Source organism: Spirosoma panaciterrae DSM 21099 (assembly GCF_000374025.1).
Classification (GTDB): Bacteria; Bacteroidota; Bacteroidia; order Cytophagales; family Spirosomataceae; genus Spirosoma; species Spirosoma panaciterrae.
This window is the reverse complement of record NZ_KB893198.1, coordinates 40,369-64,628: the sequence shown is the minus strand read 5'-3', so window position 1 is coordinate 64,628 and position 24,260 is coordinate 40,369. Positions and strand designations below refer to the sequence as shown.

The following is a 24,260-nucleotide window of genomic DNA, read 5'->3' as shown; positions in this document are numbered from 1 at the left end:
ACCGCTGGAGGAGGAGGCAATGCCGCATCGGTTCTTGGCGCATTAGGTCAAGTCAACGACGCCACAACTGACGCAGCCTTGAAGCTTGCTGCTACTGATGAACAGGCTCGCCAGTACAATCAAAACCGTTACCAAAATCTACTTGGTGGATTGATCGATCAGCAGCAACAACGCTTCGGCGTGGCTTACAATGCCGCTCTGATGAACCGGCAGGCGGGACTCAACCTGGCCCAAAAGGGCATCCAGAGTATTCAGGATCGGTACGAGTTCTACAAAGCTTACCTCGATCCAACCAGCCCCTACGCTCGTCTGTATGATTCCCTTGGGAAAAAAGAAGCGAGCGATCAAACCGCAACCCGTACGAATTACACCAACATTGGCCGACTGCTCGGCGGTAAAACCAACTAACATGACTCCTTCCGTGAACGATCAATCTGGTTCTTTAGCCAATCTCGCCTTACTCGCTCCCACCGTCAGCTGGGCCCAGCGCCGGGCTGATAAAGACCGGGCACTCCAGTACCAGGCCATGCTGGCCCAGAACGCAGCCGCCGAAAAACAGCAGTCCCAGCAGGCGGCTCTATCGACCCATCAGGCCATTGCCTCGCTGTCCGATGTGCCATTTTTAGAACAGGATCAGCTGCGGTTTAAAGACCTGGTCGACAGCATTCTGGCTGAAAACGGCAAACGCATCGAATCCGAGTACGGGGGAGATCACGAACGCTACGGCCGGGAGCGCTATCTGCAGGATAGCCAGACGGCCATTATGAAAGCCACCCGCAGCCCGTTGTTTCGGCAGGCTCTCCAGCGCCGGTCCTATGCCGTACAGCTGATGGCCGACCAGAGTAAAGGACTCATTGATCGGCCGGTGACGTACCGGCTGCTCAATGGTCAACTGAAAACCGCCCCGGCGACGGAAAACTACCGGGATTTCCAAAACGGCAAAACCGAAGAGTTTTCCTACGACGGGGGCTACAATGCACCGACCAAGTACAACGATTACTTTGCCAAAAACTACCACCCTCGTGCGGCCGCCGAAGGCAATCATAAAGTCTTTCGGGCCACAGGGGACGAAGTGCTGAGTGCGATGATGAGTGAAGACGGGCTTTCCCAGCGCGATGCCGTGGATTACCTGTCCCGCTTTGGCAACCGGCTGACGGCTCCTACCTACAAGTTCGATCCGCGCGACCCCTACAAGGAAATCGCTATCCAGCAACGCAACCGCGCGCTGGCTCAGGGTGATCGTCGAAACCAAATTGCCGAAGCCCGACTTCGAGTCCAACAACGAGCGCTTGGCAGTTTTAATGCGTATGATACCAGTATTGATGCGCGCAACATTATTACGACCGATGCCTATGGAACCCCAATGGCTGTCCCAGCGACTGTTTATGATCAGGGAAAGCCGGATAAAAAGCCCTGGGCTTTGGTTGGCTATGATAGTCAGCTGATCCAGCCGCAGCTATTAAAACAACTGGGTATACAACCTCAAAAAGGAAGTGATGGAACCACTCAGTTTACCCCCGGCAGATTGAGCAATGTGATGGTGATGGCCCCCAATCAGGCAGGCGGTCTGGATCTGCGCAAAACAAATTTATCAGGGGTCAACTACCAGGTCGTCGGTGCGGGCGAGTTTTACCGGCGACCCTTGGCTGACGGAGACAAGTCCGCGTATGAAAAAGCGGGTGGCCAGGAACCACTTTATCAACAATTAACCATTCGCGTTACCGCCAGAGAAGCCATCAAGGCCAACTCAAATCCTTTATTTAGAAATATTGGTGGTAGCCAGGGAAGCACCTCGTTATGGTTTGGCATTACCCCCAATGTTGATTCTCAGGTTGGGGCGGGAGCCTACAAAGAGGCTGGTAAGAACAGGGATGACGAGCGGCTTTATGATTTTCAGGTACTGGTTCCCGTTCGACCCAGTGGCGCTAGTCGAGCCAGCATGGAAAACACCAATACGGGAAGATGGATGGATTCCAAAGCAGGGGGTAGTTCCATGAGTGACATTTTCTCGGAAGGCCCCGCCATCGATCTGTTTGACGGACTTGATAACGACTGAGGCTTGCTGACGTGGATCGGATATCAACCAGTGCAGGGAACCTACATTCTTTCAGTATTGGAAAAGATAGGCTTATCAGACTTTTCCCCACAAATGGGGAAAAGTCACTAGCCAATTAGCCTTCATATTGTATAGTAAGACCCATTTCAACCCTGCCTCTTTTTTCCTACCCCCCGGGCGTCCTTTTTTCTGACAGGAAAAGACAGAGGTCATCGCTAGATTATTCGTAAAGTACAAAACGGCCTTTTGTGGAGCAGGAAACGGATCGGTGAGGAGGTAGCAGCGGGACAGTCTATTCCTGCCATTATCAGCCCACAAAGCCGCTTGATTAATCCTTGAAGACGAATATTCACACGTATTTGTACGTTTTCGCTACTTAAATACGTGAATGTTGACTGTAAGAATAGCCGTATTAGCGAATTTAGGATCTATCAATAGATAATACCTATTACAAAGAGTCTCATTATAAATAATTCCAATCTGTTGCATAAGTTGTAAAAGAACTCTGTTTTGATTGAAAATTGATCAATGTCTGTAAAAAGTACAAAATAGCTTCTAGAACGTGCTTTATCGCTCTGGGTCAAAAGTTATGAATATCTATAATTTTAGGGAGTAGGCCTGTCGATAGCCTGATTAAAAAGACGGTAGTCACAGAGGGACTATAGGGCAGTTTTGGAGGAATCCCGTGGTCTTTTTGAGCTACCCCCACCCCTTGGAAAGATTGGTCAAAAAAGGAGTGTTCAACCTGGTTAAGCATAGAAATTTAGAGCTAAGTTTTTAACGGCTGCCAGCTAGCTAGTCACGGCTGATAGAAGAGCTATACCTGTATAATTTCTGTATGGCTAGGGAGGTGGCTCATTGCTAGCTTCCTAGTCATGTTTACAAATCGTGAGTGAAGTGAGATTATTACACGTCGACTTAATGACATCGATGTATACTGAAGGTCGTTAATACTGCCTAACCAAACGAATAAAACAGCATATCCTATCTCCTCCTAAAAGATCTGATTTCAAATAAATTCTTCTTTAAATACTTGAAATGTATCAAAAATGACACTATATTTAAGTAATAATCTTAAAGCAGAAGGCAACTGTGAATTATGCCTCTTACCTATGTAATGAAAGAACAAAGTTCAGAACTTCCTAAAGAGCAGTCTCGGCATGTATGCCGAAATTTAGCTCAGTTAACGAAACAACTAAAGCTTACCCAAGAAGTCTTGGCAGCCAAGACTGGGTATGAACGAGCCAACATCTCACGGTTATTTAGTGGTCGCTTTAGTCCTCGACTTGAGGTCATTTTCACGGTACTACAGGCAATTAACGAACTGGCTGATCAATCCTTCACTTTAGCTGATATTGATGTTAAGCCTTCAACAGAGTAGTCGATCGTTGCCTATCTAGGTCAGTAAAAAAGAAAAGCCCGTTCACTCTGGCAAGTGAACGGGCCAATGTCCAAAATCTATTATCGAGCAATTATGAACACAGAACAAAATTACACGGGTGAAAGCAGCAATGCAAACCCTACTGAGTCAACGGCTAACCTAGCCCCACAAAGTCAATTATCAATCACTTTACGGCTGTGCCTCAATTCGGCCATCAGTGGCACCAGTGAAGTTCAACTCGTATCCATGGCCCTACAGCACTATAAGCAAATCAAATACAAGCACTTGCTGAAAGAGCAGCGTGTCGAAGGGAAGACCGCCGAGGATTTGATCATGGCTGCGGACATTTGGCATGAGATTAAACTCATTGAAAATCTACAGGACCAGCTTACCCAGCAGTCGATTGAAGTAGCCGAGCAGAATTACTGGAAAACCATGGAGCTGGGACAGCCCGCTACTTACGCGTCAGTGAAACAGCACCAGGCTGACCGATCTGCGGGATTAGTGAACGACTATTTACACGACTTTAACCTGACACTCCAATGAATACCTCTGCTACTCATATATCGGAACTTGCACTATCTGGTGTACACTCGACCGCACACCGTTTTATGCGTGAAATTACGCCCGCACAGGAGGGGTTATTAGACTGCTGTAGTCATATCAGCGCTCAGGATTTAGTCGATTCGCTGAACTGGATCTTGGCCAAAATTAGGGAAGAAAGTAGGGAAGAGCTTACCCTTAGCCACCTTAAGTACCTGGCTTCGGTTGATAACCTGAAGGATTGGCTGAGTGATCTAGTCGATGAACGTAACTAGCTTCAGGAGGAAACCTAGTCAAGTGGCCCCGTTTACCTAGCTGGTAGGCGGGGTTTTGTCTTAATTTGGTGAGTTTTGACAGGGATTGCAGTAGAAAGAGCAAACTTGGCTACTTCTGGTTATTCATGTTGGTTACCTCGCTCAACTTTTGAATGCCAGGGGCAGCATGAATTAGTCATAAACCATTTAAACTTTCTATTCAGTATGGCAGAGCTTACTATTGAGCGGATTGTGTCCGCTGTGAAAAAAGGTGTTCGCGAAGAGCTGGAAAAAGCAGCAATACTACCCATTTCAGCCGTTTGGGCCACCGAAGAAGAAGTGATTACCGGGTGTGGCAAAAGCCGCCGATGCCTTTACAGGGCGATTGCTGCGCTAAAGTTTCACCCCAATGACATACGCCCGAACCCAATTGGCAAAGGCTATCTGTTTCGCCGATCGGCTATTATTCAGCCGTAGATGAAAATACATACAGTTAATTAAATAAAGCTGAACAACAAGCAGCTTTTGTAACCTGTAGGGGTTACAAGGCCCACAGAGTCGTCAAATGACGAGTTTGCATCCCCAAAAATAAATTACCTATTCAGATACATAATCCATATACGTTGAATATTTACTGATGACGTTTTTCCTCAGGGGAGTCGTCAGACGCCAACGGAGTTCTATAAATCCTTGATACAGATTATACAATTACCTACTCAATACGCCTTAAATTTTTATCATTTACTAGTTTACTTGTAATCAGTAAGGGCGTTAAAATCTTTACACCCTGATCAATCTGCAACCTACCACTGACGAATTAACTACATACCCTGTCTCACTATACTGGTAATGGGGCTCAATTAACCATGGTGATTATATTTAGCTGAGAAAACGTTAAGAAAGTTGCTGATATATCACTTCAAGATCAATGATTTTTAGGGTAGTTAGTAGTTATAAACATATCGTGAAAAGAGGGTTAATTGAGACAGCTACCCTTTAACGATTTGCCCCAATTAACCCTTTCACTAATGCTGAATTGTCTTGCAATTTTTACAATCCTGATATAATCCGGGCATACACATTATTAAGCCGGTTGACATCATAGCTGCCACTGCTGTCATCAGCTATGTTCACCGTAATGTTGGACACACTACCGGCATTGGCACTCGTCCGCCTAACCGTAAAGCCCAGATTCATCGTCGTCTTAGCCCCTACCGACTGGCCCCCATTGATGGTAATACTGACCTGCTGACTAGCCACATTATTGCTTTGGTGCCATTTGGTGTTGTCCACAGAACCAGCACCGCCACCCGACACAGTAAAGCTGGTCAATGTATTGTCAAAACTAACACTGTAGCCCGTGGGCACCGTAATGGTGATGGTGATATTGCCCGTAGCGGGGCTGCCATTCACCTCCTGAAGTTGCATCAACAGGTTCTTACTACTGCCCGCCGGGAAGTTGGCATCCGGCAGGCTTATAATTGCCGATAGATCGGGACCTGCCAGGGCCGTCACACTCACCAGGGTTGTCAGGCTGCATTGGCCACTGCTGCCCACCACGGTAAAGGTCTGAACGCCAGCGGTGGTGAGGCTGACCGAGACGGCGGAGCCGGTGGCGGGGGAGGTTAAGGGCGCGGTGGGGGGTGCGGTCCACTGGTAGGTGGAGGCCCCGGTGGCGGTGAGGCTGACGACCACTCCCAGATTGGCCTGGGGCAGGGAGGCTGCGGCCTGTAGGCTGACGGGCGTTCCCTGAAACTCAGCGGCTCCCATGTCTACCCGCCCGTTGCCAATGCGAGGATTACCCAGCAGGTCGGTAGCGGGCAGGTTAGTAGCGGAGTAGGGACCACTGGTTGCAGTGGTGCTGGCAGGGTTACCAGCATTGATGGCCGATGAGCAGGCATTCAGGGCTACTGTAGCAGTGGAGGTAAAGGGGGAAGATGTAGTGGTGAGATTACCCGGCCCACTCACGTCGAGGGAAGCGGTCAGAGCCGATGCGTCCAATAGGGAGTAGGTGGCCGTAATCGATGCTCCGTTGCTGTAAGAAAAAGTGTTAACTCTTCCATTATTAAACAGCACTGAGTTCGTTAGCGTAAGATTGCTTCCTATGTTGTGGATCGCCCAACCCACTACGGCCGAATTACTCTGTAGGGAGCAGTTGGTCAGCACTGGACTTGATGTACCACCATTTTCCATATGGTTGACCATCGCTCCGCCTACTTTTGCCCAATTGCTTACAAAAGCGCAGTTGGTCAGTATGGGACTTGAGGTGCTTCCAGAGCCAGAGCCATAGTTGTAGATGGCCCCGCCTTCACTGAAAGCCGAATTACCCACAAACCAGCAGTTGGTCAGCGTTGGACTTGATGTCCCCCCATTATTCCCATAGTTGAAAATCGCCCCGCCGTAGCCATTCGTGCTCGAATTGCTCGTATTATTCACAAAGGCGCAGTTGACCAGCACTGGGCTTGATATACCTAAAGTGCCATAATTGAAGATTGCTCCGCCGTTTAGGGAAGCTGAATTACTCTGGAAAGAGCAATTGCGGAATGTGGGACTACAGGTGGTACCCGATCCACTGGCGTTGTTAAATACGCCACCCCCATTGATGTTACTGCCACTCCCATTCGCATTGCCGCCGGTGATAACAAAGCCATCCAAAACAGCGGTTGTATTCAGGCCCTGGGGGTTGAAGAGGACGTGGTAGGCATTGTCGGATGCATTGCCCAGTGTGCCGATGTCGCCACTGAGTGTGCTGCTGCTGGGATTACCACTCACGGGGTCGATGGGGGGGCGATCGGCAAGGTTGGTTTCATTGCCCGCAAAGCCCCCATAAATAGCCACCCCATTTTTCATGGTGAAGCTGATGGTGCGGGCGGTGGTGCTGGTGGGCTTGTAGGTACCAGCCGCCACCCAGATTTCGGTCAGGCTCTGGCTACAGGGGTAGCTCAAGGCACTTTGCAGGTCGGTGAAGGCGTTAGTCCAGTCTGCTCCCGTGTTGGCTCCACTGGCATTGGCCTTCACATACAGCCGCGTGGGCGGAGTAGCCGGGGCGCCCTCCACCCAGTTGGAGCTGTTGCCCGTCAGGCCAAAGTTCTGCAGGCTACCCACGAACTGATCCGGGTTGAGTTGGTTGTAAAGCAGCGTCTGGTCGGTGTTACTGCCCCCGGCTATCGCCTGATCGAAGGGATAGTAGATCACCAGACCCGAGGTCGACAGCGGCACACTGCACCGCATACCCTGCTGAATCTGGGCCTGAGTGCGGGCCACGTTCCACACCCGTACCTCATCCAGCGTACCGTTCGTAAACTCGTTCTGGCCAGCCCATGCCCCCAGCGTTAAGGTACCAATACTGGGCAGGGGCGTGTTGCTGGCCGCCCGCGAGTCCACCAGTTGGCCATCCAGGTAGGAGGCAAAGGTGCCTCCCTGCTGCCAGCTCATGGCCACATGGTGCCAGTTGCCATCGGTGGCGGCTGCTCCTACCGCGATGCCATTCAGGCCCCCATCGTTGGAGAGGATGTGTAGTTGCTGACCAGGGGTGTTGCCCCAGCCCGCGACGATATACGTGCTGCCATCCAGCTGGTAGCGCACGGCCGACTGCAGATTGGTGCCTTTGAACCAGTATTCGATGGTGAGGGCATTGGTCAGACTGAGGCTCTGCGGGCTACAGTTGAGCCGATTGGTCAGGCTGATGCTGACAAAGTCGTTGGTGCCGTCGAAGGCCAGGGCGTTGTTGTTGGTTTGGGGATAGGTGGTGGGCTGGGTAAGCCCAGGACTACCCTGAAACTCGATGGCGCCCATGTCGATGGTGCCCCCGGTGGGGAAGAAACGGGAGTTGGCTGCCAGATCGTTAGCGGGGCCGTTGGCGGCATAGTAAGCGGCATTGCTACCTGCATTGATGGCTGGTGAACAGGCGTTTAGAGCCACAGTAGCGGTGGAAGTAAAAGGAGAGGTGGTGGTGGTGAGGTTGCCTGGTCCACTCACATCGACAGCGGAGGTCAGGGCCGAGGCTTCCAATAGAGAGTAGGTGGCTGTGATGCCACTGGGCTGGCTGTTGTTGACCAGGTTGCCGAAGGCGTTGCTGCCTCCATTGCCAAAGGCCACTGAGTTGGTCAGGGTCACCACCCCGTTGAAAGTATAGATGGCCCCGCCCAATGTAGAGGTGTTGTTCTGAAAGGAACTGTTGGTGACCGAAAGGGAGGTTTCATAGGAATAAATGGCACCTCCCGGCCCGTTGCTACACTGATTAGCCAGGAAGGCACAGTTGACCAGCGTGGCCGTAGTACTCTGATAGTCGATGGCTCCACCTTCGTTAGTGGCCGAGTTGCCAATAAAGCTACAGTTGGTCAGGCTGGGGATACTAATGCTGTAGTAGATGGCCCCGCCGTTGTTACTAGTGTTGTTTAAGAAGCTACAGTTGGTGAGGCTGGGGCTACTATTGTAGTAGTAGATGGCCCCGCCGTAGTTACTAGTTTTGTTGTTTAAGAAGCTACAGTTGGTGAGGCTGGGGCTGCTGCTTAAATTGTAGATGGCTCCGCCTTTGTTAGCAGCGGTGTTGTTTTGGAAGTTACAGTTGTTGAAGGTAGGGCGGCTGTTGTTCTCGTTGTAGATGGCCCCGCCGTAGTTACTAGCAGTGTTGTTTATGAAGCTACAGTTGGTCAGGGTAGGGCGGCCCCCATTGTTGTAGATGGCCCCGCCGGTAGCACCGGTGATGACAAAGCCATCCAGCACCGCATTGCTGGTTAGACCATTATTGTTATTGGAAATGACATGGTAGCTGTTTCCACTCTGCATACCATCGTTGTCAATGTCGCCACTCAGGGTGGTGCTGGAAGGCTGCCCCGCTACGGGGTTGATGGGGGGACGGTCGGTCATGGCGGCTTCGTTGCCCACAAATCCGCCATAAATGCCCACCCCATCTTTCATCACAAAGCTGATGTCGCGGGCGGTGGTGCTGGTGGGTTTGTAGGTGCCAGCCGCCACCCAAACCTGGTAGCCCGACTGGCTGGCATTGATCATCGCCTGTAGGTCGCCACTGGCGTTGGCCCACGAGGAGCCGTCGCCCGTGCCGCTGGGTTTGACGTAGCGGATGGTCTGGCCGCCAGCGGTCAGCGTCAGCAGGCTGAGTATCATTATCAAAAACCAGCCTAACCTAGCCTGGCTTGGCCAGTAACAGAATGGAACAAGGAACGATCGAAACGAGTAAGTCATCGGTAGTTTTGCGGGAATAAAAATGAAGAAAATTAATAAGCGTACTGTCGAGTGATGCGGCCCTGCTCAATGGTATAGATCAGGCAGATAGACTGCGGGAGCCGTTCCCGCAACCTCCCTTCCACCACCACCTGATGCTGGTAGGCTGGGTAGAGCTGGGTAATCTCCAAAGGCCCACCCCGATAGGCCGCCACGACCTGGGTAGGGGTCAGCAGCACCTCCTGGTAGCGGGTCGAAGGGCCTTTGTAGCGTACCTGCCCGGCATACAGCCCGGCCACAGCCTGCCACTGCCCTTGGTTGAGAGCCGCCTGAAGCTGCTTGATCAGGCCGATATTGGCCTGCTGGCTCTGATCCAGCGTGGGTGAGCGGGTGCAACTGCCGATGAGTAGCAGCAGGGAAACGATCCACAAAAGGGGGCGGTGGCTAAGCCAACAGGAGAGTTGCATAAGGCATCCAGAAATGGGGGTAAATACCTGGCCAAACCGCTAACGGGCTAGCCAGTGGGAGCTGACAAAAGTAGCCGACCTTCCGCAGCAGGACTTGGCGTATTCGTCCAAAAACTATGTCTATTGTCCCAGAACTATGTCTATCGTCCCGTTTTGTTGGTTTTTTGATCTCAGCAGAGCTGGACCAGCCACCCTGCCCCCGCTGCCCGCCCAAAGCAGGCGGAGCAGTGGGGTCGACAACCGGGTGGTGGCTGGAGGGGGTGTTTAAGGTAGGGTTGACTTCATGGGCCGTAGAGGCAGGCCATACTGGCGTAGAATTGACTGAAACATGGGTGCCTGGTGATAGGCTCTGAAGGGGGGGAACACCAGCAGGTCTTTATAGATATACCCCCCGTCGGCCGCTTTTTTGAGCGATCGAAGGCAGGCCTCCCGCTCCCCCAACCCGGCGTAGACGACGGCCTTGAGATAGGCATTTCGGGCACTGGTATCGGGCAGGGTGGCCAGGTAAGCCCGGGCGCTGTCGGTTTGCCCTAAGCGGGCCTGGCAGTATAGCAGCGAAGGCAGATGATCGGTGTAAGCTGGGTTGAGCCGTAAGGTCTCACCCAGCGCAGCCCTGGCCACAGCATACTCGTTGTGGGCCATCGCGTAAAGACCACGGCTAAACGGGTAGAGAAACGAGTCGCCAAACAGCAATTGATTTTGATTGAGAGTGGCACGGGCCTGCGCAAATTGGCCGGCATAGGCCTGGTTGACCACGTGGCCTGCCATCATGACCGGTGCCAGTGGGTCGAGTTCCAGCGCCCGGGCACTGTAAACAATGGCGTCGCTGGGCCGCCCCACAGCTCGCAGCAGCAGGCTGTACCAGTAATTGGCGTAGGCATCGTTGGGATTGCAGGCCAACGCCCGCCGAAAAGCCGCCTGAGCGTTGGCCCATTGGTAGTGATCCGCATATACGCTACCCAGGGTGCTGTAGGCCAGGCTGTTGGTACTGTCGAGTTGGATGGCTTTCAGGGCGTTCTGCTCCGCTAACTGCTGGATGGCCGGACTGGCCACATAGCCCAGGTTCTCCAGAAGGTGATAGCCTGACGCTTTGGCGGCATACGCATCCGCAAAACGAGCATCCAGGGCCAGGGCTTCATCTAATTTGGCCAGCCCTGCCTGTATTTTCGCTTTCGAGCGGGTCTGGATCAACTGCTTCCCCTGCAAAAACGCGTTGTAAGCGGCCATACTGGTAGTTGGTGGCTGAGCCGCCCGATCAGAAATGAGTTCCCCCGAGGGCTGGGTGAACTGCTGAACAAGGTCCTGACCCAGGCGACTGGTTAAACGAAATAGATCATCATACCCACCCTCATAGGTTTTCGACCAGATGCGAATATCGTCCCAGGTACGGATGAGCTCCAGGCGTATCTGAAGATGGTCGCCATTTTTAAGGACACTTCCTTTCAACAGGTTGGTCACCTGCAATTCATCGCCAATCTGCCAGATGGTTTTTCGGCTGTCTTTATACTGGTCAGAGGATGAGCGGGCAATTACTTTTATCGTGCCAGCCAGCGATAGGGACGTATGCACATCGTCGGTAATGCCCTCCACCAGGGGCTGCGTGTCGGCAGGACCCATATTTTTAAAGGGCAGAATAGCAATTGAGGGTAGGGGGTGCATTCCCGACGCTGGCTGTCGGGCCCGATTGGCTAGAAGCCAGCCGAGCATCATAATCACTATACAGCCCGTCAGACCCATACCCACCCACCACCTACTTGGCTGGGTGCGATCGCGAACGTTCTGTAGATGGGTTGTCTGGCCCAGTGGTTTATCCGCTATCCCCTTAACAATGGATGTATCAGCGTGCGGCTGCGCTCCTTCGGTGGAACGGAGGTTAGGAAAAGGCGTTTCTTCTGCTCTGGTTTCAGCCCGTCGTCGGCGTAGCGTGGAGGGACTTTCCCCGAAGTGCTCAGTAAAATATTTACTAAAATTAGAGGGGTTCGAGATGCCAACCCGGTCGCCAATCTCGGCAATACGCAGCTCGGTTGTCATCAGGAGCTGGTGGGCATACAGGAGTCGCCGTTGGCGGATATAGAGGGCAATGGAGAGTCCGGTGCATTCTTTGGTTACCCGAAACAGACGAGTCCGGCTGACGCCCAGCTCCCGGCAAAGCTGATCAATAGAATAATCGGCCTGGTCCATGTGCTCATCAATTACCTGATGGAGTCGTTCCAGAAGCGATGCGTCAACGGTGGTCATAGGTGGGCCAGGCCTGCAAGTAGTCGGAAAATTACTAAAAAGAAGGGAATTGACTATGAAGCAACATTACATTATCCTATTCACAGGATGCCTACTGACAGTTTAGCTATTACCTGTTGGCATCTGGTTCGGCCAGTTTGAGCAGGCAATTTGATGCCCCTTAAACGAAGGCTGACACTTCAATTCTTAGCCGATAGGCTTCTAAGTAGAATTGACATCAAGCTCCCTCAAGCCACTCAACCGAATACGCTAGCTTAGCGCAGCTTAAAACGCCGAATTATTGGTACACAAATCTCGCTTCGTCTCAGGAGGGGGCATTTCCTGAGACGGTTTTGTCTAACTCCATAAGTAGCCAGCAAGGAACCCAACAGACTCATAACTAGAATTTAACCTAAAGCATCAGGTTCTCCCAGAGTTACAAATTAGTCTATTCATTTTTTTGCATTACGGAAACATATAAGTAGATTTGATGTGACATTCCACCTATTTAAATTTCACTAAAATAATGAAAAAGTTACTTTTAGTATTAACCTTATCTATAGTCTATTCGCTCACTGCTTCCGCTCAACAAAGTCCCTCCGCTGATGAGGTGATTAACAAATACATTAAAGTCCTCGGAGGGAAAGAAGCCCTAGAAAAGATCAAAGACATTAGTGCTCAGTCAACTATATCTAACAACAGTGCAAGTAACAAGCAAATTTGGAAGTACAAGATACCGGACAAAAGGCTTGTTGTCATCAACGACGGAACCGGGAAAATCATCTACTGGCAGGTTATCGATGGCAAACAAGTGACGGCCAAATTTGGGGATAGCCCCATGCCAACTAAGCCGGCAGATCTACAACTTGAGCTTCTAAACGGTCAGTGGATACCAGAGCTGAACCTCAAGAAGAATAACGTCAAGTACTCGCTGGAGGGTACGGAAGCTATTAAGGGCAAACAAGCCTACAAAATTGCATATACACTGGCAAATGGAACAGCTCTTTGGACTTCTTACTATGACACCCAGGTCGGCCTGTTGGTAAGAACGGTTTATGCGTATCAGGATGGTCCTCTGACGATGGACATAAGCGACTATCGAGCTGTAAATGGGATTCAGCTCCCGTATCATTCGATCGATACTAACTCAACTGGGCAATACGTGACCCAAGTGAGCAAATATGAATTTAATACTGGCCTGAGCGACGAGGAGTTTGTCGTTAAGTGAACCATGTGTCCTGAACCCTTGAAAGTGAGCCAGTGAAAAGTAAGGTAAAAAACTTAACTTTCACTATAATCAAAAAAGGGAAATGAAAGCAACCGCATCGGGGGTCCGAACGACTCACCGAATTGCAGCAGGGTGGCCTGTGCCATTGTGGCGAACGCTCCGGCGTCCCGGTCTTAAGCAACAAGATGGCGAACAAACCGCTCCGGTGACCCGGCGTCGCCTAGATCTCCCGTGAACATGGTATTAGTGAAGCCACGGCACGGGCCGCCCCGCTTTTACAACTGGCGGGGTAGCGTTTCGGCGACAGGCAGCGCGGCTCGAAAATTAAGGTTCTAAAAATTGGGCTTATTATATAGAATTTGATATTAACTACTCATAACTAATCACTTACCACCATGCGCTACGTATTAATCATTTCCACACTCTTTCTATTAACTTCCCTGCCTGCCTGGGCGCAGAAGGACATGAAAGCCACGGTAATTGCCGCCAATCAGGCATTCATGGATGCATATGCAAAAGGAGCAGTTGGGATGGATAGCTTTTACACGACAGACGCCCTCCTTATGAGTCCCAACAGTGAAGCCATCCAGGGAAATGTGGCCATCGGTAAATTCTACAAGTATGTGTTTGACTCAGGTATAAAACGGATGAAACTTGAAGCGATCGAAGCTGAACAGCAGGGAAACGTACTTATCGAGCGAGGTCGTTATACGGCTTATGGTGCGAATGATACCCAGTTGGATACAGGTAAATACATCGCCATTTGGAAACAGGAGAACGGTAGCTGGAAACTCTACCGCGATATTAATAATACCAGTCTGCCTCCACACTAAGCTTGTTTCGATCAACATTTGTTCGGTTTACTACCGGTAAGCAATAGCACCTTCATTTATTTGCTCTAACAACGGTTGGATGGTCTAGAATAGGCTTGCTGGGCGGGTTACCAGCGACAGGCATGCTTTAGACTTGTGGCAGATAAGCTAACAACCTCATTGGACAGGTTGGCCCAAAGCGGATGGGCGCCTGGTTGAGCTTTGTCAGTTGACGTATAATCGGTTCCGTACGTTGTTGTTCGCTCCCTTTGGTAGGCTTTCCTTCGACAGGGAGTCGTTCCCAAGGAAGATTTTTAGACGAATCATCGAGTTCTCCAACATACAAATCCTAAAATGAGGTACGCCTTTTTCTATTGAGCAGTAGTACATTATAAATGTCTAGTAACATCCTAACGCGTATAAAAAGGTGCCGTTTCGGCTATTGAGTTGCTTAACTCACTACTCACAAACCCTCGATAAGCCCTCGGGTCGTTGAGTAGGGCCAATTTGCTCTTTGAGTAAAGTGCGTTAAAAGCAGAGTTTTTTAATCATCATTCACGAAAATTTTAATCCCATGAGAACCACTTTTATATTTTTTATCTATACGATTGGCCTAGGTTCGTTTTTACTTGGTAAAGCTCAATCAATAAAGCCAGCGAACGATTCAGTGAAGAATAGTTCGGCTTGGATCATTAAGAACAGGGTTGTGCCCCCACCTTCGGCAGTCAGCAAGGAACTTAACTTGTCAATTTCCTCTATACCGCAACCTGATTATACTACGCGGCAATATGTACCAAAGAATCAAGCAGAATGGAAGACAATACAGAATGCTTTAGCTAAGCAGGAAGTACTCAATGTGACAGAAATGGCTCAAAAACTGAACGTTACTGTTGAACAAAAGACAATTGGGGGCGTTTCTGTTTATCACATTGATCCCAAAACAGGGCCTGGTGTTTTAGGGAAGGTCGTGTTTATTCATATTCATGGCGGTGCTTATGTATTTTCGGCTGGCAAAGCCGGCATTAGAGAAGGGATTCTTTTGGCAACGTTGCTTAAAATGCCAGTTCTTTCAGTAGATTATAAAATGCCACCAGACCATCCCTACCCAGCGGCATTAGATGATGTTATAGGGGCTTACAAAGGGCTTCTTGACATGTACCCCACTTATAAAGTAGTTATAGGTGGTACTTCGGCTGGCGGAGGGTTAACCATGGCCGCTATTCTAAGAATGAAGGAGCTGAAATTGAAGTTGCCGAATGCCGTTTTTCTGGGAACTCCCTGGTCTGATTTAACCAAGACAGGTGACAGTTATTATATCAATGAAGGAATAGACCGTTCATTAGTTACGAATGATGGATTCTTAGAAAGTGCCGCAAAGTTATATGGCAACGGCATTAGTTTAAAAGATCCTTACTTATCCCCAATTTATGGGGACCTTTCTGGATTTCCACCAACCTTTCTTGTAACCGGAACCAGGGATCTTTTTTTGAGCAATACGGTGCGCACTCACCGAAAACTGAGAGATGTTGGCACGGAGGCTGATTTAGTGGTGATTGAAGGGATGAGTCATGGAGATTATATGTTACTTCCTGATGTTCCTGAATCCCAAAGTGTGTTCAGGGATCTGAACAATTTTTTAAAAAAATATTTGTCAGCTCGTCCTTAAAGCACTTTTTTACGATGAAGGATTGTTTAGATACGTGGTTCTTTAAACTCCCATTTTAAAGGGACACTTTTCGCTCCTCGTCTCACAAGTAGCTCCTGTTTGAGATATGGGTAAGATTGGTATACCTGCATCTCATATGGGCCTTACCTAAAACAAAGTTTCAGGTAAGGCCCATATATCGTAGTTTCATCCTATAGAATCCGCCCTCGTTCTGCTAAATGTGATGACGAGTGATGAGCTACTAATTGCAGCTTGAAGAAGCCACCGCAGGGCGTGGCTGAATAAGTCCATATGCTTATATTCGCTACCATAACCCACTGCTGATGAAGCGACTAATCCCTTCTTTTTGTTTACTTCTTTTTTTCTCTGCTAGCATTGCACAATCCATCCGTCTAACTGAATCTAGACAAAGCGCCTCTATTCTGGAAAGCAGTAGCGTTCTGGTCGATAAGCCTGGGCTGACCGTTACCATTGACTCCTTACTTAAACACCCGGACCATTATCGGTTTGTACCCCTTGGAAAGGAAAGCACCAACGCTCCGATGAACCGGGAACGATGGGTCAGGTTTGTCGTTCAAACAGCTGTTCCAACCACCGTTTATGTAGGCACTGACCTATCATTACTTGCTCCGGTTAACCTCTATCAGGTCGAGGGGAATCAGCTTACAGGGAAACACAGCCTAGGACCACCCCATAAGGAATTGTTTTGGGTTAAAGCTCAGTTTAAGAGCACCCGAATAGCAGAGGTAACTCTTCAGCCTTCCAAACGCTATACCTTCTATTGGCAATCCTCTAGTCTTCCGGCGTCCGTTCGAATCATTCCCAGCCAAGAGCTTACCACTTTTTTTCTGATGGAAGACCTATTTGGGGGCTTCTATTACGGTTTTGCGCTCATTATCATCCTGTATAATTTACTGCTCTTTGCTCAGCTACGCGATCCTGACCATCTCACGTATGCCGTTTGGGTAGCCCTTTTAGGGGTTAATTACGGGATCCTTGAGGGATATTTTAATGAGTGGATGCCTGCCTATTTTAGCTTGTTTAAGCGTCATTTTTTATCTATAACCTTCCTGTCGTCGGCCGACCATGTACTATTTGCCCTTCTATTTTTACAAGTCAGTCAGCGCTCCAGATTGCTGTGGCGATTAGGCCTTGCGATAATCGGAGCTTTAGTGGTAGGGGCCTTGTGTAATGTATTTGTGACCAACCAGGATTCATTGTTCACGTTGTTATGTTCCTTCGCAGGAGCCCTATTGGATCTGCTTTTTTCGGTGCTGGCGGGTATAGTGGCCATCCGACAAGGGTTTAAACCAGGCTGGTATTTCCTACTGGGAATCCTGCTGATTTGGCTTGGGGCTGGCTATGCAATGGGGCCATTCCCCTATACATTTACAAAGGCATATAGTGTTATGTTGGCCTCCATCGCTGAGATTGTTGTATTTACCCTGGCGCTCTCTTACAAAGTAAATCTGTTAAAAAAACAGCGGGAAAATGCTATTGATCAGCAACTGGCTCTGGCTCAACTAAACCAGCAACTCATTGAAAGGCAAAACCGGGAGCTGGAAGAGAAAGTCGAGCAGCGCACCACTCAGCTACAAGAATCGCTCACAACGCTAAGAGCCACTCAATCCCAACTGATCCAGCAAGAAAAGCTGGCCAGTCTGGGTGAGCTCACAGCCGGTATTGCTCACGAGATTCAGAACCCCTTGAACTTCGTCAATAATTTCTCAGAAGTCAGCACCGAACTGGTCGACGAATTGAAAGAGGGACCGTTTCAAAAACTGCCGGATACGGATAAAGAGTATGCCGAGGAGATCCTTAGCGACCTTACCCAAAACCTGCAAAAGATTACCCACCACGGGGGTCGAGCTTCGGCCATTGTCAAAGGGATGTTGGAGCACTCCCGCATCGGTACCGGCGAGAAACAATCCACCAATCTCAACGCTGTAGCCGAGGAGTACCTGCGGTTGGCTTATCACGGATTCAAATCAAAGGATAAGAACTTCAATTGCCAGCTCATCACCGGCTTTGCCACTGACTTACCCACTGTCTCGGTGGTGGCTCAAGACATAGGCCGGGTACTGTTAAACCTCTACAACAACGCCTTTTATGCCGTTAGCCAACGGGTAATGCAGGCCCAGTCTGGTTACGCGCCGATGGTGTGGGTAAGTACCCGGAAGGAGCCGGGGCGGTTGTTACTCTGTGTGCGGGACAACGGCACGGGTATTTCTGAAACCATTCATGATAAAATCTTCCAGCCCTTCTTCACCACTAAACCGACCGGCGATGGGACGGGACTGGGACTAAGCTTGAGCTATGATATAGTCACCAAAGGGCACGGTGGTAGCCTGACAGTAGAAAGCCAGGAAGGGGAAGGCACTAAGTTTGTCATTCAGTTACCCGCTTTGAGCTAAGTAATGCTAATGTATTAAGAAACGCCCGAATTACAGATACGCCAATCGCTATTCGTCTCAGTTGGGAGCGTTTAAACAGACGACGAAGCGCTTAGTGCCAGTGTTTTGATTGGCCGCCAGCTGACTCTGATAGAAGCCGGCCAGACACCCCATCCGTTAATACTTTATACCCAAGACTTTAGCCACCCAACCTAGCACCTTGATGGCCCCATCAGGGGGATTTCTGGCAATAATCTCCCCGCGATAGGTATTCATGAGTACACTCATATACAGCATCGTTCGGGGACTCATCCTAAACCGTTTTCGACGCTGGTCAGTAACCTTATCCAGCACCTTACAGACATCTTCAAAATAGTCTTCCATTTTCAAGGCTGGCTGATGAGTGTTCAAGACGCGCACGGGTGTCGGGCTCGGGTTTCGAAAACAATGGGTAACCCCTTTGGGAACCGACAGGTGGTCTCCCTTTTTAGCAGCTACCCATTGGTTATGGATATAAAACTCCATTTCCCCCTCCAGGACCTCATAGGTTTCGATGGCATCGGGGTGCATATGTACTAAGGGGTCCTTCATATTACACCCCGGCAGCAACTCCCAATGGAGCACTAATGATTGACCTTGGGTGTCGGCACTCGCTTGTAAGACGGTAAACTTCATGCCGACGGGAGTCATATCCAAAATTTGTCCTTTTGTGGCCATAGACTGGATTCGTAGTTTAGCTAGTGAATATAAGCGATGAGTGATACCCGTCAGTTGGTTGCCACCATAAGTTTGCTAGTGGCCACTAGTTCACCATCTCATTAAACGCCCGAATTACAGATGTCCTTACCCCTTCAATGAGACAGTTTTGACTGGAGTTCAGGCTGCCTTTGAGGTCCACCCGAAAAGCGTTCCGCTCAAAGATTCAGGATCAGACGGCTTAGGTCGGCCAAAAAGAGAAACCCTGTAATTTTAAGCTGCATAACGTGAGAGTAAAACATTGAAAATTGCCAGATCGCACAAACTTACCACTATCCCATCATGAATTAGCACTAAATAGGCGAAATATCTATACTACCCCGTTGCCCCCCCCTATTGGCTGGCTGAATAAAAAATCGTGGCCCGCTTAGTTAGTGTCGATCGGCGCGCCACGACATCAGTCAATCTATGGATTTATTTAATAAACTGGCCTTTCTCGTCGAAAATCAGATCTTTACCACCGACTTCGGCTTCGTAGGTTTTCTTGCCTTTCGCATCGACGATTTCGGCGGCTTCCTTAATTTTTTTACCCACATGGTGTTTAGCGACATACGCATGAACAGATGCCGGTAATGCCGAAACAGCAATGGTCGTTTCGGTTTCGATCAGGTTACCCGTCGCATCGATCACCAGCGACAGCTCTTTACCGTTATGAGTCAAACCGGCTTCGTAATTCCCATCTTCTTTCTCCCATCTCACCCCTTTCGCACCGGGATAAAGTTTGGCAACGGTGGCTTTCACGGCCGCCGGTACATCAATCGTCACCAGTATTAGCGCAGGTTTAGTCAAAATGATAGAATGCGTAAAGGCAACCGTTGCATAATGGGCCATTGAGAAAATGACAAGCGCACTCATTAAGGACGTTTTCATTTGTGTCTATTGTTAAAGTTTCTGCCTCAAAACTACCGGGGCATTCTAAAGTAATTTTGAAGTTGCAGTAGATAGTAGTCTTTACTCAGAAATCCACCTGAAAAAGGTGTTGACGCTGGGTTGCCAAGTAAGAATAATGTACATTCATGCCGCTCAGCAATTTCCTTGACCAAGGCTAAGCCTAGACTCGTGGACTACAGCAAAGTTTGATTGGAAACGGAAGCGGGTCACCCTGATTTGTGATTATGAACTGGTTCGATCCAATGTGAACTAGAATCGAACGATTGAAATTACCATGGCGAATTGTGTTTTTGATCCAAGTCACTGGCCGTCAAACATTATTGGAAATTAGGCAAAGGCGAACAACCCACCGGTCTGGCTTTTAACAAACCGCACCACCGGTTGTTCAGTACCCGTAATAAAGTGATGATGGTACTGGATTCGCAAACGGGCAAGGTGCTGGCAGAAGTACAAACGGGAAGCGGAACTGATAGAGCCGTGTTTGACAGCTCGACTGTGTCGGCCATCAGTTCTAATGGCGAAAGTACATTAACGGTGGTAAAAGAAGTAAAGCCGGGCAAATTCGAAGCCGTTCAAATCCTAACGACTATGCGGGGGTACACGCACGATCACCATCAATCCATCGAGTCATTACATTTTTGTGATAACTGCGGATTATGGGCCAGCTCCGGCAGCCACGATGGAAACCCAAAGCTCCGTCCTGTAGTGAAGCCAGAAACATTTATAGTGCTGGAATATGCAGCCAGGTAAAGTATTCAGACTATCTTTTGTAAAAGGTTCCTCTAATAACTATAAAGAGGGCTTCGGTAGGACTACCTGCTTTTTATCTGTCTAAATTATGTGGTGGATTTATGCCTTACTCTCCGCTTTGTTTGCCGCTTTAACAGCCATCTTGGCAAAAGTGGGTATCAAAGGCGTCAATACTGATCTGGCAACGGCCATTCGAACCGTCGTTATTCTCTTTGTGGCCTGGGGCCTGGTGTTTTGGCGGGGCGGCCTCAATACATTACCCAGCCTCAGTCGTCAGAACTGGCTATTTCTGGTTTTGTCTGGAGTCGCAACAGGGATCTCGTGGATTTGCTATTTCAAAGCACTGCAACTTGGGAAGGTTTCGCAGGTGGCACCAGTTGACAAACTAAGTGTAGCCATCGCCATCATTCTGTCGGTTGTGTTTCTGGGGGAAGTATTAACCTGGAAGACCGCTATTGGGGCTATTCTGATTATTGGTGGCACGTTAGTGCTTATTTTATAAATTAGTTTAAATGATCAGTATGCTAAATTAAGGAATGCCTCAACTCGTACGAGTTGAGGCATTTGGGCTTACGTTAAAATCACTCGGCTTACCAGAATGGATACACAAGGCTGAATTACTTGGTTACGGTAAAGGAATCAATTTCTTTACCGTTAACATCAATCTGACGGATACTAAGCGTTTTCCCATTCACATCGGCCACAGTAAATGAGTGTACGTTCGAGTAAAATTTATCTGTAAATCGCTGCCACGAATCGGGGTCGCTATTCTGTTCGGGGTTGTATAGTGTCTGACCGCCCGCACCGGTCACTAGATAAATGATACCCTTGGGCCTAGTGTTTGTCGTTCCGTTAAAGGCTTTATCGAGCGTCCACCGGCCGTTAACTACACGGCCCCTGGCCATCTTCGCCCCCATACTCGCCACTAATAACACGCCTTTTTTGTCGGGAACAAACGTCAATGGGTAAGAGCGTTGGTAGTTATGCACATGTCCCGTAAAGACCACATCGACTTTACCCGCTTCAAAGATAGGAGACAAAAGTCTGGTGTGTTGCTGTTCATAATGCTCCCTGGCCGAGTTAAAACCAGGATGGTGGAACATAACAAACCGCCAGGTTGCGTCTTTGGCGCTGGCCAGATCCGCAGTAATCCAATCCTGTAAGCCTTTATCGGTAAAATCAACGTAGGGATTTGAGTCAATCACTGTCCAATGGGAATTTCCATAGTCGAAGGAGTAATTCGACATTTTTAAATAAGCCTCACCGGCGGCATCAGTAAAGGCTTTGCGATTATCTGCCGAAGCCGTCATTGAGGGAACGAGTGGCCCTCCTTCTGTACCGGCTATCCCGTTAAGTGGCTGGTTCCAGTAGTAATAATATGCCAGTGCGTCGGGGTATTTATCCAGATCACGGGTATCGGTGTCATGATTACCGGGCGCTACGACCATCGGTACTGATCGCAACAACGGCGCCCCTGATGTATCAACCTGATTGGCATTATAAATTGGCCAGAAACGGGACCGGTACTCTGAAATCAGACCTCGCTCATACACAATATCCCCTGGAACAACGACGAAATCAGGTTTCGCCAGATAGGCTTGGGAGGCTAATTTTTTCTGCGCCGGTGTTTCGGCCCCAATATCGGCAAAGGCCACAAATCGGTACGGCTGATCAGTTTTTTTAGAGGCTTGTCCTTCCGTCGTAAACACCACTTTCCCGGCTTTTACGACGCGATACGAGAATTTACTACCAGGTATCAGACCGGTTAAGGCCGTTTGAAACACTCGGTGCGGCTCAATTCCAGCTACAGCCACCCGAACGGATGTAGGGGTATCCGCTTTCTTCCATGGGGCATTGGCTTTGGGTTGATACTCTACAACCCAGTCGTTGCCCGTATCAAATGCATGCCAGAGTAGCTGAAGGCTCTCTGGGGAAGGGGTGCGACCGATCTGGAGATAAGGCCGAGCTATAAATGGATCATCCGTTTTCTTGTCCTGCGCACAGCAGGCCTGGGCCACAAAAAGCGGCCCCAGTAGCAACAAGAGTATACGTTTAGCGTTCATTGATGGCGATAGATTTTGGCAGAAAAAGGGTTACATCGCGATACCCAGCCGTTAAAGAGTTTCACAGAGCGATGCCTGTATTTTCTTTACGGCTGGGCATCTCAGTTAGAAAACCTCATTCGTTAATGTTGATTGCCCTTTCCGTTGGCAGGGTAACAACCCATGTCAACACTCGGTGGCGTAATCTCAGTAGAACCATACCGTTCACTTACCGGCACCACCGTCAACGGGCTAAAGCTGGTCGTTCCCTTGCCAAGCGCGGGTGATGTAGACTGTAACCGGAAGTTCCACGTCCCAACAAAGCTGGCATCGGCAATTTTTTTCGTCGCTACATAAGGCAGGGGAAAATTGACAAACATGGGGTTGTTTTTCTGAACGACTGCCGAGCCATCATACACCGCTCCTGGTTTGTAGCCAACGGGTAAGAACGATGAAGGTGCGGGAATATCGGTCGTCTGCGGTTTAGTATAAAAACCCGTCGGATAGATCTGGTTCGCCATTTTCAGCGAATCGACGTAGTTGTAGTTATAGCCATATTTGATGTTGGCCGTATCGGCAACAACCAGGGCATTCCCAGAATAACTGGCTGTCGCCCCCACTACACGGGGGCCATATTTACAATCAACCATCAGGTTATTATAGTACCCGCCTTTCGCGCCGTTTTCAAAATTGAGCGAGCCGCCACGACCATCTGCTGACCGGCGGTAGCCGTTGGCGATCATCGTGTTATTATACATCAGGATATTGGTCTGAGGCTGGTTCGTCGCCTGACCGTCATTCGACGCTTTGGGCCCGTTGGTCGCCATACCAATAATTAGGTTGTAGGCAAAGTTACCAACCGTGCCTCCCTTTACATTCCAGGCTTCCCCCCCGGTAAAACCACACTTCTCGAAGGTATTCCGCATGACATTCCACTTGCCACCAAACGGACGCATCGGATCGTCAATGGACCCATACACCCACGAATCTTCCAGAACCACAATGCCGTCAGAATTTTTCGACGTAAGCGTATACGCATTGGCGCCGTTTGCCAGGAACGAAACCGGCGAAGTACCCAGTTTACCACCCCCAAAATCCAGGTGGGTCCATTTGATGATAATGTTTTTAAACATGGTTTCCCCCGCGATACCACCCCAATATCCTTTGTAAGCGGGGTCGGCGGTAGGGTCAGAACCCAACGTTTCGTTTTTGACAGCTACTGAACTAGGAACGCTGAAATAGATTGGTTTCGCCTGGGTGCCCAACGAAAGCAGCGAGCCTTTCACCACAAAATACCAGGCTCCCTTCCCATCGAACAGGACTTTAGCACCTGGCTGAATCAGCAGCGTATCCCCTTCATTTATGAACACATCACCCGTTACATTGTAGGTCGAGTCAGCTTTCAGCGTTCCTTTGATCGATCCCTGTAACGGTGTTTTGGTACTTACGGCCTGCCCTACCTGATAGAGAGGAGCCGAGACCTGCACATTTTCGGATTTGCTGCAACTTAGCAAGCCGGTAAACAGGCTGCCCATCATTACGATGGCTAAAAAGCTCAGTTGAATCTGACGTTTCATTCGAGTTGATTGTTAAATAAAAAGTAACTGATTGATTGTAGGG

The 24,260-nt window shown here is 49.4% G+C and carries 19 protein-coding genes; 12 read left to right on the top strand and 7 right to left on the bottom strand.

The genetic code is table 11. The features are described from left to right. The 6 genes from B153_RS0123375 to B153_RS0123350 form a co-directional block, all read left to right on the top strand. Positions 1–408 (top strand): hypothetical protein (locus tag B153_RS0123375; protein ID WP_026262390.1); only part of this gene is annotated, 408 nt, incomplete at its 5' end. A 13-nt stretch (positions 409–421) separates the two neighbouring features. Next, the gene (locus B153_RS0123370; protein ID WP_245564933.1) at positions 422–2,056 is read left to right on the top strand and encodes a hypothetical protein; all 1,635 of its coding nucleotides are present in this window, start codon (positions 422–424) and stop codon (positions 2,054–2,056) included. Between the two features lie 1,099 nt (positions 2,057–3,155). Then, positions 3,156–3,437 (top strand): helix-turn-helix domain-containing protein, encoded by a 282-nt coding sequence (locus tag B153_RS35705; RefSeq protein ID WP_020599174.1) that lies wholly within the window; start codon positions 3,156–3,158, stop codon positions 3,435–3,437. A 93-nt stretch (positions 3,438–3,530) separates the two neighbouring features. Next, complete coding sequence (locus tag B153_RS0123360) at positions 3,531–3,983, top strand: hypothetical protein (protein WP_157634797.1); 453 nt, start codon at positions 3,531–3,533, stop codon at positions 3,981–3,983. Then, positions 3,980–4,255: a hypothetical protein gene (locus B153_RS0123355; RefSeq protein ID WP_020599172.1), complete on the top strand. Its 276-nt coding sequence runs from the start codon at positions 3,980–3,982 to the stop codon at positions 4,253–4,255. Before B153_RS0123360 ends, B153_RS0123355 begins: the two co-directional genes overlap by 4 nt. Before the next feature lie 204 nt (positions 4,256–4,459). Further along, the gene (locus B153_RS0123350) at positions 4,460–4,711 is read left to right on the top strand and encodes a hypothetical protein (RefSeq protein ID WP_020599171.1); all 252 of its coding nucleotides are present in this window, start codon (positions 4,460–4,462) and stop codon (positions 4,709–4,711) included. Positions 4,712–5,284: 573 nt separating this feature from the next. Here B153_RS0123350 and B153_RS0123345 read toward each other — a convergent pair. The 3 genes from B153_RS0123345 to B153_RS0123335 form a co-directional block, all read right to left on the bottom strand. Further along, a complete protein-coding gene (locus B153_RS0123345) occupies positions 5,285–9,361 on the bottom strand; it encodes a LamG domain-containing protein (protein WP_020599170.1) in 4,077 nt (1,358 codons plus the stop codon). A gap of 110 nt (positions 9,362–9,471) precedes the next feature. Beyond that, entirely contained in the window at positions 9,472–9,885 is a 414-nt protein-coding gene (locus B153_RS0123340) for a nuclear transport factor 2 family protein (RefSeq protein WP_157634796.1), read from the bottom strand. Positions 9,886–10,149: 264 nt separating this feature from the next. Beyond that, positions 10,150–12,123 carry a helix-turn-helix domain-containing protein gene (locus B153_RS0123335; protein ID WP_020599168.1) on the bottom strand — a complete coding sequence of 658 codons (1,974 nt, stop codon included), beginning with the start codon at positions 12,121–12,123 and terminating at the stop codon, positions 10,150–10,152. 505 nt (positions 12,124–12,628) lie between these two features. Here B153_RS0123335 and B153_RS0123330 point away from each other — a divergent pair. From B153_RS0123330 to B153_RS36855, 4 genes are all read left to right on the top strand, one after another. Further along, positions 12,629–13,330, top strand: a complete 702-nt coding sequence (locus B153_RS0123330) for a LolA family protein (protein ID WP_020599167.1) — start codon at positions 12,629–12,631, stop codon at positions 13,328–13,330. Positions 13,331–13,725: 395 nt separating this feature from the next. Next, a complete protein-coding gene (locus B153_RS0123325) occupies positions 13,726–14,163 on the top strand; it encodes a YybH family protein (RefSeq protein ID WP_020599166.1) in 438 nt (145 codons plus the stop codon). A 553-nt stretch (positions 14,164–14,716) separates the two neighbouring features. Further along, positions 14,717–15,808, top strand: a complete 1,092-nt coding sequence (locus B153_RS35700; protein WP_020599165.1) for an alpha/beta hydrolase — start codon at positions 14,717–14,719, stop codon at positions 15,806–15,808. A 323-nt stretch (positions 15,809–16,131) separates the two neighbouring features. Then, positions 16,132–18,222 carry a 7TM diverse intracellular signaling domain-containing protein gene (locus tag B153_RS36855; protein ID WP_020599164.1) on the top strand — a complete coding sequence of 697 codons (2,091 nt, stop codon included), beginning with the start codon at positions 16,132–16,134 and terminating at the stop codon, positions 18,220–18,222. 156 nt (positions 18,223–18,378) lie between these two features. Here B153_RS36855 and B153_RS0123310 read toward each other — a convergent pair whose 3' ends face one another. After that, positions 18,379–18,918, bottom strand: coding sequence for a cupin domain-containing protein (locus B153_RS0123310; protein WP_020599163.1), 540 nt, complete (start codon positions 18,916–18,918; stop codon positions 18,379–18,381). A 453-nt stretch (positions 18,919–19,371) separates the two neighbouring features. Further along, positions 19,372–19,827, bottom strand: coding sequence for a PepSY-like domain-containing protein (locus B153_RS0123305; protein WP_026262389.1), 456 nt, complete (start codon positions 19,825–19,827; stop codon positions 19,372–19,374). A gap of 402 nt (positions 19,828–20,229) precedes the next feature. On the opposite strand from B153_RS0123305, the gene B153_RS35690 reads away from it, so the two are divergent. Then, positions 20,230–20,598 (top strand): hypothetical protein, encoded by a 369-nt coding sequence (locus tag B153_RS35690; protein WP_245564932.1) that lies wholly within the window; start codon positions 20,230–20,232, stop codon positions 20,596–20,598. A gap of 88 nt (positions 20,599–20,686) precedes the next feature. After that, a complete protein-coding gene (locus B153_RS0123295; RefSeq protein ID WP_020599161.1) occupies positions 20,687–21,100 on the top strand; it encodes an EamA family transporter in 414 nt (137 codons plus the stop codon). 115 nt (positions 21,101–21,215) lie between these two features. On the opposite strand, the gene B153_RS0123290 is transcribed toward B153_RS0123295, so the two are convergent. Together B153_RS0123290 and B153_RS0123285 are read right to left on the bottom strand one after the other, a co-directional pair. Then, positions 21,216–22,661 (bottom strand): metallophosphoesterase, encoded by a 1,446-nt coding sequence (locus B153_RS0123290; RefSeq protein ID WP_020599160.1) that lies wholly within the window; start codon positions 22,659–22,661, stop codon positions 21,216–21,218. A 122-nt stretch (positions 22,662–22,783) separates the two neighbouring features. Continuing rightward, complete coding sequence (locus B153_RS0123285) at positions 22,784–24,217, bottom strand: hypothetical protein (RefSeq protein ID WP_020599159.1); 1,434 nt, start codon at positions 24,215–24,217, stop codon at positions 22,784–22,786. Positions 24,218–24,260: the final 43 nt, after the last annotated feature.